This window comes from Salipaludibacillus keqinensis (assembly GCF_003226325.1).
GTDB lineage: Bacteria > Bacillota > Bacilli > Bacillales > Salisediminibacteriaceae > Salipaludibacillus > Salipaludibacillus keqinensis.
The window spans coordinates 436116-452382 of the sequence record NZ_PDOD01000003.1; the positions used below are offsets into that span (position 1 = coordinate 436116).

Annotated in this window: 11 protein-coding genes; 8 read left to right on the forward strand and 3 right to left on the reverse strand. The window is 39.9% G+C overall.

Annotation, left to right across the window (positions count from 1 at the left end; all coding sequences use genetic code 11):
• Positions 1 to 188: 188 nt before the first annotated feature.
• Positions 189 to 473 (reverse strand): hypothetical protein, encoded by a 285-nt coding sequence (locus CR194_RS14215; RefSeq protein ID WP_110610344.1) that lies wholly within the window; start codon positions 471 to 473, stop codon positions 189 to 191.
• 647 nt (positions 474 to 1120) lie between these two features.
• Here CR194_RS14215 and CR194_RS14220 point away from each other — a divergent pair.
• Complete coding sequence (locus CR194_RS14220; protein WP_110610345.1) at positions 1121 to 3139, forward strand: alpha/beta fold hydrolase; 2019 nt, start codon at positions 1121 to 1123, stop codon at positions 3137 to 3139.
• A gap of 711 nt (positions 3140 to 3850) precedes the next feature.
• Here the strand turns inward: CR194_RS14220 and CR194_RS20595 are convergent.
• Positions 3851 to 3991: a hypothetical protein gene (locus CR194_RS20595; RefSeq protein ID WP_233254373.1), complete on the reverse strand. Its 141-nt coding sequence runs from the start codon at positions 3989 to 3991 to the stop codon at positions 3851 to 3853.
• Positions 3992 to 4590: 599 nt separating this feature from the next.
• Here CR194_RS20595 and CR194_RS14225 point away from each other — a divergent pair.
• The 4 genes from CR194_RS14225 (at position 4591) to CR194_RS14240 (ending at position 11510) form a co-directional block, all read left to right on the forward strand.
• A complete protein-coding gene (locus CR194_RS14225; protein ID WP_110610346.1) occupies positions 4591 to 5604 on the forward strand; it encodes a LacI family DNA-binding transcriptional regulator in 1014 nt (337 codons plus the stop codon).
• 469 nt (positions 5605 to 6073) lie between these two features.
• Positions 6074 to 9454 (forward strand): peptidoglycan-binding protein, encoded by a 3381-nt coding sequence (locus CR194_RS14230; RefSeq protein WP_233254374.1) that lies wholly within the window; start codon positions 6074 to 6076, stop codon positions 9452 to 9454.
• 983 nt (positions 9455 to 10437) lie between these two features.
• Positions 10438 to 11145, forward strand: coding sequence for a hypothetical protein (locus CR194_RS14235; protein WP_110610348.1), 708 nt, complete (start codon positions 10438 to 10440; stop codon positions 11143 to 11145).
• A 164-nt stretch (positions 11146 to 11309) separates the two neighbouring features.
• Positions 11310 to 11510 carry a YjfB family protein gene (locus CR194_RS14240; protein ID WP_110610349.1) on the forward strand — a complete coding sequence of 67 codons (201 nt, stop codon included), beginning with the start codon at positions 11310 to 11312 and terminating at the stop codon, positions 11508 to 11510.
• A 120-nt stretch (positions 11511 to 11630) separates the two neighbouring features.
• Here the strand turns inward: CR194_RS14240 and CR194_RS14245 are convergent, their stop codons facing one another.
• On the reverse strand, positions 11631 to 13001 hold the full coding sequence (locus CR194_RS14245) for a YjiH family protein (protein WP_110610350.1): 1371 nt from the start codon (positions 12999 to 13001) through the stop codon (positions 11631 to 11633).
• A gap of 116 nt (positions 13002 to 13117) precedes the next feature.
• Here CR194_RS14245 and CR194_RS20315 point away from each other — a divergent pair, with 116 nt between their 5' ends.
• From CR194_RS20315 to CR194_RS14255, 3 genes are all read left to right on the forward strand, one after another.
• A complete protein-coding gene (locus CR194_RS20315; protein ID WP_158282282.1) occupies positions 13118 to 13258 on the forward strand; it encodes a hypothetical protein in 141 nt (46 codons plus the stop codon).
• A gap of 259 nt (positions 13259 to 13517) precedes the next feature.
• Positions 13518 to 14735 carry an NRAMP family divalent metal transporter gene (locus CR194_RS14250; RefSeq protein ID WP_110610351.1) on the forward strand — a complete coding sequence of 406 codons (1218 nt, stop codon included), beginning with the start codon at positions 13518 to 13520 and terminating at the stop codon, positions 14733 to 14735.
• Positions 14736 to 15282: 547 nt separating this feature from the next.
• The gene (locus CR194_RS14255; RefSeq protein ID WP_110610352.1) at positions 15283 to 16257 is read left to right on the forward strand and encodes an N-acetylglucosamine kinase; all 975 of its coding nucleotides are present in this window, start codon (positions 15283 to 15285) and stop codon (positions 16255 to 16257) included.
• The last annotated feature ends 10 nt before the right edge of the window (positions 16258 to 16267 follow it).

Here is a 16267-nt window from a genome sequence, read left to right on the forward strand (position 1 = left end):
TGGAGCTGTCTCATAAAGCTAATTGAGACAGCTCTAAATGTGAGTAAGAAAACTACTATGGACTTTGTTGCTGCGCTTTGTCCCTTCCTCAATTTTAATCAGGATAACTTGTAAAGTCTTCATTGAATACATAAACGCTCACTTGCAGGAGCAGATGGGCGATAAAAATATATTTATTACATTCTATCTTACTTTTGATTAGCCTCCATTTCATTTTGCAGTTTGATAACTATTTTTTCCCCACTGTATCGTTTGTATAAAGCATAGAGCAAGTTGCCCAAACCAAATGTCCACCAAATTGACAAGAGGAAGATGAGGATGTGCCCACCTGCTGAGCCAAATCCTGCATTTTCCCTCAATTTAATCGATGTTTCGCCTCGAGCAAGAACTTCGTAACCCATTGTGACATAATCATCTGTGACACTTTCCATTTCTCGTTCAGAAAATACTCTTCTAATTCTGTCTACAGCCATAGCGTCCCCTCCATAAATAATCATGTACTAAGAATATGCTGGAAGGTCTTAATTTAGGTGTGTATCTATCCGTTTTTATACACTTACTCTCTCCAAGCTCTTTTCATTTTCACCTCTCGAAGAATAAGTACACTTGAAAGGTAAATAAGGGGGAGGTGTTTTGAAAAGTCAATTAGTGAATTTCCTTGGAGGAAAATAAGAGGCGGGTTTCTTAAATTCTCTGTATGTATTCTCTGAAGTAATTTCTGTAGTAATCTCTGGTATTGCTCCTTCATTCCAAACGGATCCAAGGGGACATTTTGAATAGTGGGAACAAACAGGTGATAGACCAGAGGGACGGACTCGGTGTTCGAAAAGAACCGGAGAATGTTTGCAAAGTTGATTAAGAGTAGTTGTGAATTGAGCATAAAAAGGCTAATGAAAATGATATTGGAATAATTAAGAAAATTTATCCTTTATAATTTAAAATTGACAGCGTTTCCATAAAATGCTACTGTTAATTTTAAGTTAATATTTGATGGGTGCTGAGATTCGGAGACGCGCACTGGTTGTTTGAGAGGTATATCCGCTATTGAGTGGAATATCTATCAAATATACTAGTGTGCGTTTTTTTATAGATAAAAAAAAGTGAATAAGGGGGAAGAGCTGTGATAAAACAAAATAAAACAGTCATTTTACTAGTTGTTTCATTGTTTCTGATATTTGTAGGGAGCTTTATTGCTTATCAATCGAACAGTTCAGGTGGGGATGTAGATGTCTCAAGAGTAGATTTTGAGACGGAAAGGGGTACATTATCGGGATTACTGTATAAACCGGATGGTTCAGATGATAATCCAAGACCAACCATTGTAACCACACATGGATATTTAAACTCGGGTGAAATGCAGGCGCCGCAAGCCATTGAAATGTCTAAAAGAGGGTATGTAGTTTTAGCTTTAGATCAATACGATCATGGTCATTCCATTGGAACGATGGAGAAACCAATACCATTCTTTTCTTTTTGGCCCAACTCAATTTATGATGCTGTTAATTTCATGTATGAACAGGATTATGTTTTAAAAGATGAAGAGGGTAATGGTTTGATAGCTGTATCCGGTCATTCAATGGGAGGATTCTCCTCTACACATGCAGTCATCATGGATGAAATGTTTTATGAAGAAAGTGGATTTAGAAAGATTGATAGTTATCTAACGATGGGGTCTGATTACCAATGGATCTATGCATTGGAATATGAATTAGATGATATCGCAAATTCATATGGACCTAGAACAGCAGGAAAGATAGCGGGAATTTATGATGAATTTTTCTTCAATCCTGAAGCAGCTGCAGCAGGTCAGTCGGTAGTTAAAAAAGATTATATATCAACTGAAGAGGCCCAAGTTTTTCTCGGGAATCCTGAAAGCCCAACGGCTGGAGAATTTTATGAAGTTGATGGTGGGAGTAGAACCATTTATCAACCAGAAGAAATTCACCCTTGGAATCACTTTTCAATGGCAACGACTGAACATGTAATAGACTTTTACGATGAAGCATTTTCGGAATACGGTGACTTAGTTACCATAGGAGAATCTGGACAATCATGGATGTATAAAGAATGGTTTTCCTTTGTTGCGTTAATCGGTTTCTTTATGTTGTTTGTCCCTGTAATAAAACTCCTAACGAGGGTGCCATTTTTGTCCAATGTCATAGTGGAGCAACCAAAAGCATTACCCACTCCAAAAACAGATGGTGAAAAAGTTGCAAATCTTATTTTAGTTCTCTTTGGGGCCTTTTTCCCTGCATTGCTATTCACATCTTTTTATAGCGCAGATGAAACCGGGATGAGAATAATCACACAAGTAAATATCATCCTTATGGCAGTGACTCTCATTTCACTAATTTATTCAGTGTTAAGAAGTATGAATAAAAATTTAAGGAATGCATCGTTGTTCTTGTTTATATTAAGTTTCATTCAATTCTTCGTTCTCCAAAATCAGAGTCCATTAATAGATGTTAATGAATTATTAGGGGCACCAACAGGCAATCCGATAGTATATTGGGCAATAAATGTTGCGCTAATTACATTAATGGTCATGGTCGTAAATCATTTTGTATCTAAATTGCCAAAGGGCGGTTCAATCAATAACTACGGTATAAAAGTTAATGTTAAATCGATATTAGCAGCATTTGTAATCGCTGTCATGGCAATATCTATTGGATATGCGGTGTTGTATTTAATCGATATAATATTCAAAACTGATTTCCGTCTTTGGACTTTTGCTGTTAAAACTTTTGAAATTCATCACCTAATAGCATTATTGAAATACTCGCCACTTTTCTTTGTTTATTATTTCGTGGTAGGTCTATCGGTGAATATGAATACAGCTTCCGAGAGATTTGATGGGATCAAGGGTTACTTGATGGCGATATTTATGTTTATTGGTGGTTTGTTTTTCTATCTTGCATATCACTATGGTTTGTTGTTTGTGACAGGGGTGGCAGGTTACCCAGGAGAATCTTTATCATCGATCGTGATGATTGGATTGGTACCAGTATTATTCATTGCAGCGATATTCAACAGATATTTCTTTAAGCTAACGGGAAATGTATTTTTAGCAGCGTTCTTAAATTCCATTTTAATGACGATGATCATGTTAGCTAACACAGCACTATACTCAATTTTATAATGTGAGATCCATTTAAAAAGGTGAGTTACTAGGCTCCAGCTAAGGCTGGGGTCTTTTAATTTTGATGTGACCGGAGGGACGGTTCTTACGGTCGAAAAACAATTGATTTCGACGCTGTGCTTGAGTGTAATAATTATTCCATTCTTATTCACACTTTCTATTCATTTTCTTTTCTCGATGAATAAGTACACCTGATAGGAAAAAAAGGGGGAGAGATTTTCGAAAAATCATTTGGAGAATTTTCTTGAAGGAAAAGAAGAGGCGGAGTTCTTAAATTATCTGTATGTATTCTCTAAAGTAATTTCTGTAGTAATCTCTGGTAATGCACCTTCATTCCAATCGCTTCGAAAGGAGCATTTTGCATAATCAGCACAAACTATTGAAGAACCAGAGCGAGGGATACGAGATACGAAAAGGACAGGTGACTGTGTGAAAAGGAGCTTTTAGTAAGTATTAAGTGAACAATGAAGGTTGGGGGAGATTGAATGAAAGTTCCTGACCCTTGGTGCGGTGGAGTATTAAAGTGATTACATAATATATAAAGCAAGATACATAGAAAATAGTGATCAAATGGAGAAGCATCTTAATGTCATAAAGCAGAGTTTACAGCTGTGAGAGACTGTATTAGAAGGATTAACACATGTTCAGAAGCATCTAAATGAAATCAATTTCTAAACTTTCCCGAATCTTGCCGCTGTGCGCTTCTACTAACTACTTATCAATCGAGACCGCAGAAACAGGACCTACTGAATTCTCGATCGATGCAAATCCACCAACGACATCATCGATCAAATGTATCACTTCAAGAGAGTAGTAACATCCCTTGAAGATCATTCCTATGACACAGTCCAAGAGACCCTCCTTTTCACGGTCATTCCAATACGCGTCAAAAACTAAGTTATAAAACCTCTACTAAAAGGTATAGATATCTTTACAGATGTGAAATGGGATATGTGGAGGTAATTATATGCGTGCTGGTGAATTAGGATTGGTCATTTTAGCAGCACCTGATGAGGTATTTCCAGCGGACTAGGCGGCTTCTTCTAAATATAAAGGTTTGAATCCCTTGGCCAGCCGCTTTTTTAGGAGAACAGTGGGTATATTATACATACTTATTTGGTACTTGTTCCAGCCATTCCGTTTGGATATTTAGCTGTTGTTCTGTTGCGAGTATTGAAGTAGCAGGGAATGTTATTTTTTACTTTGTCTACCCTCTAGCAAGCAAACGTTACATAATGTATACTTGAAAAGGTAAAATGTTACATTTTTTGTGGTGTGAGATATTTGGAAACGGTTCTTCTAGTTTATTAAGGTCGTGATGACTAGGCTTTAAACCTTCCATCTTATCTCCAGATAGGAGCTATATTGTAGTAATGAAGACCTATCTGCTGATTTCAGGTTTTTTTTGATCAGCTATAATAAACTGTATAAGCATGATTCAGGAGGAAAAGATGGACACTTATGATATTGCAAAACTCGCAGGTGTTTCGAGGAAAACGGTTCAGCGGGTATTAAATGATTCTCCCCAGGTAAAAAAAGAAACACGTGAACGCATCCATAGTATTATGACTGAGTATAACTATCACCCTAATGTCTCTGCAAGGCGCTTAACAAAAAGAAAAACGCAGACACTTGGTTTATTTATTATTCAAGATCCTGAAAAAGAAAATATTTATGCAGATGATCTCTTTTACAGTACGGTGATCAGTCAGATGATCAGCTCATCTAGGGATCGGGGCTATAATATGCTTGTAACAACTTCAACCGTTGATGACAATTCATCTATTTTAAAGCTGTACAGGGAGAAAAGCATTGATGCAGGGATGATTATCAGCTGGTCAAATGTACAAAAAATTGTGGATGAAATTAGAGAAGCTGACTTTTTAGTTGGTGTTTTTGATCAGAATAACCTTTCTCCAAACCAGCAGGACCTCCCTGTCCCAATGCTGTTAAATAAAGAGTCTGCCCTTGACGCGACAGAGTATTTGATACAGTTGGGCCATCAGCGAATCGGTATCATTACTGGCGAAGACACAAACCGAGCTGCAGTTGAACGACTCCACGGTTACAGAGAGGCTCTTCAACAGGCAAAACTTGAGGAAGGACCTGTTTATAAAGGAAGCTTTGTCGAGAAGTCAGGCTATGAAGCTATTTTAAATTGGATTGGAAACGGAACCCTCCCGACAGCGGTTGTTTGTTCAAATGATCTGATTGCCATCGGTGCTCTAAAGGCATTAGCTGAACATGGTATTTCCGTTCCGAAGCAAGTTTCGTTAATCGGTTTCGATAATATTAGGCTGACTGAATACACGAACCCCTCCCTAACTACGATGCATCTTCCAAGAGTGGAAATGGCTGATTATTTAGTGGAGCAATTAGTTAGTCAGGTTGATCACGGAGTACCGGCAAAGGAACAATTTTTTAAAGCATCGCTTATTGAACGTCATTCCTGTGCAGCGCCTTGATGGAGGTAAAAATCGCCACCTGAACTTCATTGAATATCATAGAAAGCATTCATTATTGTAGAAACATGTTGTTTTTTGTAATGAATGCTTTTATAGTTGTATATATAAATGTCCCACGTAGGACAAAATCATTAGGAGAGACATTTGAAATTTTAGTAATACGTTCTACCCTTTAATGAAAGCGCAAACACGAAATGGTAAGAAAAGATATGTGTTAGTAGTCATTTGATTACATATCTGGGGGGGAAATGAGGTGGAATCTCCACCTTCGAAACAGGATTAGTACTTGGATTGGAAAGTGATTTTTTCAAAAGGAGGGGGAGAAAGGTCTTTTAATGGGAAGTTTTTTCAGAATTCTAAGATTAAATCTTCCTGAAGGTTTAACCTTAGAAAAATACAGTCAGGAGATGAGTTCATATTGTCCAAATTAAAAGTAAATAAAATAACCATGCTGTGTCTAGTTTTAATGATGAATCTGGTAATATTTAGTGCAGTGGATTTCAGTAAACAAGTTGAGGCTGCTGACTCACAAACGATCACTTCAATCCAGCCGGTAGGAGCTACTACGATTGATGCTGGGCTTGACGGAGGACTCGGCTTTGAATTTCCAAATTTTAATAATGGTGCTTCGTTCGAGGACGTAGAGCATGACATTGATCTTTTGGTGCAACAAGATGGTGAGTGGATTTCCATTGTTAACAATGCTGCCAGTGGATGGGTCTACGATGACAACTTTGGAAACTGGTGGGAAGGTCCAGGTGGATACTGGTTTAATCCTGTAGAAGAAACAATGCAGCTAAGAATCGCATCAAAAACAAATCCTGACGTTTTTGTGGAGTATACGTTTAACGTCATTCCGGCAGACACTCAAGTCATTACGTCAATGGCTCCTGCTGGTCCAACTTCATTTGATGTATCGCCCTCTGGTGGTACTGGATTTGAATTTCCACGCTTTAATAACGGTGCTACTTTTAGAGACGTACAAGATGACGTTGCACTTTTCGTGAACCAAGATGATGAGTGGGTCTCTATTGATAATAATGCGGATAGCGGATGGATCTACGATAATAACTTTGGAAACTGGTGGGAAGGTCCAGGTGGATATTGGTTTGATCCGGTAGAAGAAACGACGCAAGTTAGAGTCGCTTCAAAGACAAATCCTGACGTTTTTGTGGACTATACGTTAACCGTTACTCTACCAGTAAGAAATTCTCATACGATTACAAACTTTGATGGCAGATCAACGTTTGAAGCGGATGACAACGGTGCAATTGGTATTCCTATCCCTCGGATTGATGGTAGTTACGCTACATTAAGTGAAGTTGATAACTTCGTTTATGAAGTGAAGGTCGATGGTGAGTGGGTCAATATTTTAGATTCCTCTGCGACAGGATTCAGTTATGCGGCTAATGGATACAATAGAATGTCGTCTGCGAACCAGTGGGGATATTGGACTGACTACATCTTTGGACTTTGGTTCCAACCTATTCAAGAAGATATGGAGCTCCGTATCGGATACCCATTAGATGGTGAAAAAGACGGGGACATTGGAGACAATTATGTAGAGTATCAATTTACAGGTAACCCAGATGCTTATCGTCCAGACGAAGTGGCGTTAGATGATATCCAGATTGGTACATCTGAAGATGCAACAATTGAAGGATGGGACTTAGTCTGGAATGATGAATTTGAAGGAACGGAATTAGATGAAAGCAAGTGGAACTATGACACTGGTTATTACTTAGATGACGACCCAGGTACATGGGGTTGGGGAAATAACGAACTTCAACACTATACAGATAGTGAAGAGAATGTTTTTGTAGAAGACGGCAAATTAAATATAGTAGCATTTGAAGAACCGGCGTCCTTTCCACAGGATCCAGATCGTGTAGCGCCATATTCTTCAGGGAAAATCACAACACAAGATAAATTCACATTTAAATATGGACGAATCGATTTCAGTGCGAAGCTTCCTGCAGTTACTGCTGCATGGCCTGCACTTTGGATGATGCCAAATGATGACGTGTATGGAGGATGGGCATCTTCAGGTGAAATTGATGTCATGGAAGCACGAGGGCGAGTTCCTAACGAGACAAGTGGTGCCATTCACTTTGGCGGTGAATGGCCTGGAAATACGTATCTTGCGGCTGAACAAACCTTTGAAGAGGGAGTAGGCATTGATACGGATTACCATGATTACACTTTAATTTGGGAAGAAGATATGCTCAGCTGGTATGTGAATGGAGAGTTCTTCTTCAAAGTATCAAAGGAAGAATGGTTCTCAGCAGCGGACAGAGAAAATCCTTACGCTCCTTTTGATCAAGACTTTTATGTGATCATGAACCTTGCGTTAGGTGGATGGTTCGATGGCGGAAGAGAACCGGACGTAGAAGATTTACCAGTGTCAATGCAGGTTGATTACGTTCGTGTCTATAAAGATGAAAATGCCGATCACGAAGAGCCAGGAGAGCCGACAGATCCAGGCGATGGCGAAGATCCAGGAGACGGCGATGGTGGAGAAGAGCCAGGTGATGGTGACGAAGAAACACCTGAAGAAGACTTAGAAGTCCCTTATAAAGATGGAGACACTGGTGAAGAAATTCGTGAAATGAAGCAGAAATTAACTGCACTTGGTTTCGGAAACTTCCCAACGAATCCGTCAGAGAACTACGATTCAGTGACAAGTGGTGTGGTGTCTGACTTCCAAGATTACTATGGCCTTGAAGTAACAGGCGAAGCAGATCAAGAAACACTAGATTTACTGGATAGCATTTTGAACTCTGTTTTCACAGATGGTCAATCTGCTCCAGAAATCAAACAGCTTAAATTAGACTTAACTTTACTTGGTTTCGGAAACTTCCCAACGAATCCATCAGAGAACTACGGTTCAGTAACAATGGGCGTTGTAGCTGACTTCCAAGAGGCTAATAACCTAGTAGTAAATGGGATTGCAGATCCTGTTACACTAGCAAAAATTAGTGAACTTGTGGGAGAACTTTCGTTCAAAGATGGTGATTCTGGTGAGGAAATCAAGTGGTTGAAGCAAGATTTAACAAAACTTGGTTTTGGAAACTTCCCTGCGGAACCATCAGAAAACTATGGTCTTATCACTGCAAGTGTCGTGTCTCAATTCCAAAGGTATTATGGTCTTGAAGTCACTGGTGAGGCAAACCAACAAACACTTAACTTAATCAGAGACATCTTAACATCCGTTTACACTGACGGTAACACAGCTCCAGAGATCAGACAGTTAAAAGTTGATTTGACTTCTCTTGGTTTCGGAAACTTCCCTGTTAACCCGTCTCAGAATTACGGTCCTGTCACAATGAGAGTCGTCTCAGACTTCCAAAGTGCACACGACTTAGCTGTTAATGGCATCGCAGACCCTGTCACGCTTGCAAAAATCGCTGAACTAGCTATGGAAATCCCTTATGAAAATGGGGACACAGGCAAAGCAGTGAAATTGATGAAGCAACATTTGAGTCTGCTTGGTTTTGGAAACTTCCCTGCAGACCCATCTGAACTGTTCGGATCTGTCACATCAGCGGTAGTCTTAAGCTTCCAAGAATACTACGGTCTTGATCACACAGCCGTTGCAGATCAACAAACGTTAGATTTCATGAATGAGCTATTCACATCTGTCTATACAGATGGAAACTCAGCTCCTGAAATCAGAGAGTTGAAGCTGCACCTAACGGAACTTGGCTTTGGGAACTTCCCATCCAATCCATCAGAAAACTATGGTCCAGTAACATCTGGAGTAGTAAAACAATTCCAAGAAGCTCATGACCTTGCAGTTAATGGAATTGCAGATCCTGTTACATTAGCAAAAATTGAAGAGTTGTCTTAAAAAATAACAAAATGATGAACCCCAAGTGCTTAATTCACTTGGGGTTTTCCTTCTTTTGACGAGGGGATGACTGACCGCTGGGACGGTTCCTACGGTCAAAGAAGAGTGGAGTATTACGATATGGATGCGATATGCTAACGTGCGCCTTATATCTATCTCAACTCAAATAGAAGTTGATGATGAGTAATAAGTGATTCAAATCATATATGAAAAACACATGAATAGGAGACAGAGGTAAGCGAATTTCAGATAAAAGCATATCGCGTAGCGCTAGGCGATACAGATGACATTTGGTAGTGGAATCATTTGAAGATTTTTACCTGCTTATAAATTTAATTAACCGTTTCTTATTATTACTTGTTCAATGGTCAAAGGGAAATAGTTACTTTCTAGTTTAGGAAGGGAAAAATTAAAATAATAGAAGAGATAATTATAGATGTTTAGTGATACGTCGTAGTGTTCGCGCGCCTGGAAAACACTTATATCGCACGATCTTCCACACTAAATCGCTAGGCGATATAATATGACTTGTTTCACTTATTTCCGAGGAAATATTTATAATCATCATTGCTTCGCTACTGAGTCACTGAACCGCCGAGAAAACTAAAGTATTATCTCTTATCTAAATGATTAGAGAGAAGCGATACAGGTGATTAATTAATTATAGTAAATAGTTTTTTTAGATTCTAAGAGTGGCGATTGATTTCCTATCCAAATTAAAGGATAGAATTATTAGATTGATGAACGTTCTATCATAACCAAATCGCTACGTAAACTTTCATATCGTCCGGCGATACGAACTAATCTTACGACGTATCGCCGGACGATATAATGGTTTGGAACAATGAAACTCGTAAATTATAGTGAAACAGAGATTGCGATATGCGACACATATGATAGACTAATAATTAAGGAAAATAAATGGTTCGTATCGCCCGGCGATATGAATAGAAATCACATTAAATAGAGAAAAGAGGCCGGACATGCGACACGATATACAACAAAGTGAACGATCTTTTTCGACGAAAGAAGTGGCTGAACAAGCGGGGATTGCAACGCCTACGGTTCGGAAATACGGACAAATTTTAGAACGGAATGGTTATGAGTTTTTTAAAGATGGCGACCGGCGGATCTTTGTTCAATCTGACATTGAAGCGCTTATATCGTTACGCGATACGAATAAGTCTTTAGACGATACGGCGAAAGATAGGGTAGCAGAACAAACAGAAAGACTAGCACAGCCCCAAAACACAGACGTAGCGATACCCGATACATATGACAATCTGCCACAAGATCCCAATCAAGTAAAAGAGATCTTAATGTTTCTAACGAGAGAGCTTGCCGCAACACGTGAAATGAATGCTCAATTGACGGAGAATATGACTCAGCTTAAAACGACGGTTGGACGACTCCAACAGGATCATCATGTGATAAGTTCGACCATTGGAAATTCTGCGCAAAGAACTCATACGAAAATTGAAAAAATAGCTGAAGAACAAAGGAATCATTATGAAAACTTGATTCAGCAAGAAAAACAAAAAAGCGAATTATTACAACAGGAACTTCAAAATATGCGAGAAGAGCAGCAGAAAGAATGGCGTGCACAAAATCAATTTAACAGACAGCTGGAAGCAACGATAAAAAAGCCTAAATTTTCATTGGAGAGGTTAATCTCTTTATTTCGTAAATAAGCTATGTTTTTATGCTTGGGTAAGATGGATGGCACAGGGCAAAAAAGCTCTACTAAATTTAATCTAAGTTATGCCGATATGATTGATACATCGTTTTACGCTTTGTGAAGCGTGGGATGGTGGGTGCTTATGTTCTTACGTCAGACTTAAAAGGAGTTGATACGATGGAAATTCCTTCACTTTCGATGGCGATCAGTCAAGCAGGAGTGAATCAGCAGGCGTCCATTGCGATGATGCAGAAATCAATGGATCAAGCTAGTCATCAAGGGCAAGCGTTAGAAAAGTTGATGGACTCTGCAGAATTGAAAAGAACAGAGCATGCGTTACAGCCCCATCTCGGTGGGAGTGTAGACGTGAGTGTGTAGAACACAAAGAAAAGACAGCCACTGCGGCTGTCTTTTTTTTGCTTTTGCGTTGTATTCAGTTTCAAACTTGAATAGAGACTACCTGATTTTCGAAATAATATCAGTTAAACAAGGATCAAATTAAAAAATGAGATGAGCAACCCCAGCAATAATTGGGAGTGTGATAATTGTGCGCTGAATGAAGATGACTGCTAACTCCCCGAAACTGAGCGGAATCTTAGAGCGCAAAATTAATACACCAATTTCAGACATGTATACGAGCTGGCTGATAGAGACTCCGGCGATGACAAATCGCGTCAGTTCACTTTCAATCCCACTGCCGATCACAGCTGGTAAGAACATATCAGCGAAGCCGACGATCATAGCGGGAGCTGCCGCCTCAGCCTCTGGGAGTTGAAGTAGTTGCAAGACTGGCACTATGGGCATGGATAGCCACACAAAGATTTGAGTGAATTCTGCCAAGATTAACGCAATTGTTCCTAGCGTCATAACGATCGGAATTAGACCGAGCCACATGTCAAACACATTGATGACTCCTTTTTGACAGACACTTCCGATACTTTTGACACTATTCGCTTTTTCAACAGCCACTTTCAAGCCAAAGGATAGCGTCGATTCATTTTTCGGAGCTGCTTCCACGATCTGTTTTCCTACTGGTTCATGATATTCGTCTTTCTTACGTGACAGCGGCGGAATACGTGGCATGATTACCGCTGCCACAAAGACAGCAAGCGTTACAGTTAGATAAAAGGGTACGAAATACGCTTCAAGGCCAATGAAACCAATGATAACGAGACTAAAAGCAATCGAAGCAATCGAAAAGTTCGTTGCAATGATCGATGATTCACGCTTCGTATAATAGCCTTGTTCGAACTGCTGAGTGGTGATTAACACCCCAACAGGTCCCGCTCCCATCCAAGACGCCGTTGCATCAATGGCTGAACGCCCCGGCAACTTGAATACCGGCTGCATAAACTTACGCAAAAGTGTACCAATGAAATCCATTAATCCGAACGAAAGCAAGAACGGCATCAATAAAGCAGCGAACAAGAACCACGCCATTAATACGGGAATCAATTCAAATAACACTGTACCTCCAGTAAACGGGGCCACAATCATTTCTGGTCCGATTTCGAACAGGACCATAATGGCGAAAACGGAACCAATGACTCGCACGATCAACCATCCGATGGATATATCGAAAAGGTTTCTCATTGACTCGTAGTTTGTAATCCACGTAGGCTTGAGCGTGCGCGCAATGAATGCTCCGACGGCTGATAAAAGGATCATTCCAGTCATAAATGCAGGAATTGAATCATCGAACGTTGTTTGAATCGTTTCTGCTAAAATCCCGACCCCAATCGTCACACTACCATTGAATGGAACAGGAACAAGAAACAATAGAATTCCAAATAAAGATGGCAGTATAAATCTCATGATAGATGAAGAATGAGTCTCTGATGTTTTATGTGATTGAGTCTGGTTAGTCATGAAAAAGAACCTCCAAATAAATAATGATAAGAACAATGTTTATAAATATACCAAACTAATGCATAAAAATCAACACCATAGAGGAGGGTTCTTACGGTTCGCAGTCGCTTGGTTTAATGAAGATGAATAAGGCAGCTGTTGTGGCGGCCTTATTAAATAGAAATATTCAATCGCCGCCCAATTTCATTACTATATCTGGAAGTGTTTTTATAGAAGAGATTACTTTCACTAAAACGTTCAAAAAAGAAAATAGCTAATCTGGAGAAACTATGTGAAATTTTATTTCAATAAACATTATGTTAAATGGATGAAACAAATGAATTGATCTTATCGAGTATGATAAAATAAAGAACGGCCTTCTACATATTTCGACATTATTCTGTAACAGCTGCCGACTCGTTCTAATTTTCGGCTCAGAAGTGAAGGCTTTGTTTTTTGCTGGCATCACTTGGAAGTACTCAATTATATGAAGACATTGCACAAGACTGAAAACTAAATTTTGAAAGGGTGAGAAGGATGGAAAAGAATTCATTGAATAAAGCAGCTATGACACCAAAAGAGCGGTTGAATGCATTACTTGGTGCAGCTTTCCTTATGGCAACATCTGCTGTAGGACCAGGCTTCTTAACACAGACGGCTGTTTTTACGGAACAATTATTGGCTAGTTTTGCCTTCGTTATTTTAGCGTCGATCATTTTAGATGTGGGTGCACAAGTAAATATATGGCGTATCATCGCCGTCTCTGAAAAGAAAGGTCAAGATATTGCCAACGCGGTGGTTCCCGGTTTAGGCTATGTCGTTTCATTTTTCGTCGTTCTTGGTGGACTTGCTTTTAATATAGGAAACGTAGCTGGGGGCGGTCTTGGAGTGAATGCTCTGTTAGGCTTCAGTCCAACGGTCGGAGCGATTATGACAGGGGTTATTTGTATAGGAATTTTCTTATCTAAGCAAGCAAATGTGGCGATGGATAAAGTCGTTCGTTATTTAGGTGCCATGATGATTCTCTTAACGGCTTATGTTATGTTTGTCAGCAGTCCGCCTTATGCGGAAGCGGCTCTTAGAACAGTGGCACCGCTTGAATTAGACATTCTAGCTATCATTACAATTGTTGGTGGAACCGTCGGAGGATACATAACGTTCGCAGGTGGACACAGGTTACTTGATGCAGGCATTAAAGGTCAGGAAAATTTAAGATACGTAACGAATACGGCCATTTCAGGCATTGTTGTCGCTTCAATTATGCGATGTATTTTATTCTTAGCCATTCTCGGTGTTGTAGCAGCAGGTTTCGCTCTGGATCCAGACAACCCAACAGCATCTGTTTTCCAGATCGCCGCTGGAGAAGTAGGCTTTCGGATGTTCGGCCTTGTTTTATGGGCAGCGGGAATTACTTCCGTCATTGGTGCCGCTTATACCTCAGTGACATTCCTTACGTCGTTTCACAAGTCCATTAAAAACAATCAAAACTACTGGGTCGTGGGCTTCATCGTTTTCTCTACCATGGTGTTTGCGATTGTAGGTCAGCCCGTAGCATTGTTAGTCTTAGCTGGAGCGTTTAACGGATTAATCTTGCCACTAACATTAGGTTCCGTCTTGCTCGCAGCTCATAACAAAAAAATTATCGGCAATTACAAGCACCCGGTATGGCTAACGGCATTCGGTGGCATCGTCGTCATCCTCACAGCCGTGTTAGGCGTCCGAACATTATTCATCTCCATTCCACAGTTGTTTTAACCGCGGGTAACCGCGGGGACGGTTCTTGTGGTTCGAGGCCAGAAGTGGTCTTAGGTGGTCTTGATGTCGTAAAGACAGGCGAAATAGCCCAAAAAGAAGTCCAATTAAGTTTAGAGAGCAGCCTGTATAGGTTGCTTTTTTTCTTTAAGGTAGCTAGCAGTTGATTAGTATCTGAAAAGAGGTCGCTAGAAGGTTTTATTGGTAAAAAAGGAAGTAGCTCACGGTAAAAAGAGCCGATAAGTTGATTTATCGGTAGAAGAGAGAGCGTGGAAAATGAAAAGAGGTCGATAAATGAGAGGATCATGACGGGTGATGCTAGGTAGGTGCTACAGTAACACCTGCGCAGCACAACTTTAGTAAACAAAATATACACTAAAAAGGCAGCCGAAATGGCTGCCTTTTTCTTGCTTATCAATGCTTTAATGAAGAGTGCTTTCCACCCCCCTACACCCTCCCTGAAATATTATTACAAAAATAATAATTTATATTGACAAAATAATTCACCAGTTTTATAATAAACCCATATTAACTCCAATGGAGGTAGCAAATGGAATATGTAATTGGCATTGACGGTGGGGGAACGAAAACGGCTTGTCTATTTTCTCCTTTGATTGAGGGTTTACCAAACAACGAATCAGAGGCTTTGATTGTCATTGGAGAGGCGTCAAATCCTCATGTTGTTGGATTTGATGTGATGAAAACGAGGCTTCAACAACTCATTGTCCATGGGATGGAGACGTTCGCGATCAAACCGAGTGAGATCATAGGAGTCAGTTGCGGTTTAGCTGGAGTTGGGCGTCCGGAAGAAGAACAACAAGTTGAAAAAGTGTTGCAGCGAATTTTTTTAAAGCTTGATTTTTCAGAAGATTCTTTATTTACGATCCACTCTGATTCTTACATCGCGCTACGGGGAGCGATTCCGCCAGATGCTACAGACGGAATATTAGTTATTTCAGGGACGGGTTCCAATGCCATAGGCCTTGCCAATGGAGAAGACATTTATAGAAGTGGCGGCTGGGGACATATTTTAGGTGACGAAGGAAGCGGATATCAAATCGGTCTGAAAGCACTCAACCAAATAACGAAATCATTCGATTTGAGAGGGCAGGATACGATCTTGAGTAAGCTGATTTTAGATGAATTAGCTTTGGAACATCCGAAAGAATTGATTAGCTACATGTATGGCAGACAACCAGAGAAAAGTGAGATTGCTAGATTAGCGAAGCAGGTGATCAAAGCAGCTAGTCAAGGTGATGTTGTTGCTGCTGAAATTTTACAAGAAGCCGCTGAGGATTTATTGGAACACGTAGAAAGTTTACATAAGAAGTCCAAACGATTTAATGAACATACGCCGGTCATGACGACAGGTTCTATCTTTACTTACTCGAAAAAGGTAGAGGAACATTTTACAAGAATGATCCATGAAAAAAAACTTGGCATTGTTCAAATGGCAAATCGTTCTCCCGTTTACGGGGCTGCAATGATTGCAAAGGAAAGTGTGACAAAACGTCTAAAAAAGTAAGGTGTTGATT

Bases quoted from the DNA above. Each gene is read 5' to 3' on its own strand.
- CR194_RS14230 (WP_233254374.1), top strand. From the start codon at position 6,074: ATGAATCTGGTAATATTTAGTGCAGTGGATTTCAGTAAACAAGTTGAG.
- CR194_RS14255 (WP_110610352.1), top strand. From the start codon at position 15,283: ATGGAATATGTAATTGGCATTGACGGTGGGGGAACGAAAACGGCTTGT.
- CR194_RS14245 (WP_110610350.1), bottom strand. From the start codon at position 13,001: ATGACTAACCAGACTCAATCACATAAAACATCAGAGACTCATTCTTCA.
- CR194_RS14240 (WP_110610349.1), top strand. From the start codon at position 11,310: ATGGAAATTCCTTCACTTTCGATGGCGATCAGTCAAGCAGGAGTGAAT.
- CR194_RS14250 (WP_110610351.1), top strand. From the start codon at position 13,518: ATGGAAAAGAATTCATTGAATAAAGCAGCTATGACACCAAAAGAGCGG.
- CR194_RS14225 (WP_110610346.1), top strand. From the start codon at position 4,591: ATGGACACTTATGATATTGCAAAACTCGCAGGTGTTTCGAGGAAAACG.
- CR194_RS20315 (WP_158282282.1), top strand. From the start codon at position 13,118: ATGAAGATGAATAAGGCAGCTGTTGTGGCGGCCTTATTAAATAGAAAT.
- CR194_RS14235 (WP_110610348.1), top strand. From the start codon at position 10,438: ATGCGACACGATATACAACAAAGTGAACGATCTTTTTCGACGAAAGAA.
- CR194_RS14215 (WP_110610344.1), bottom strand. From the start codon at position 473: ATGGCTGTAGACAGAATTAGAAGAGTATTTTCTGAACGAGAAATGGAA.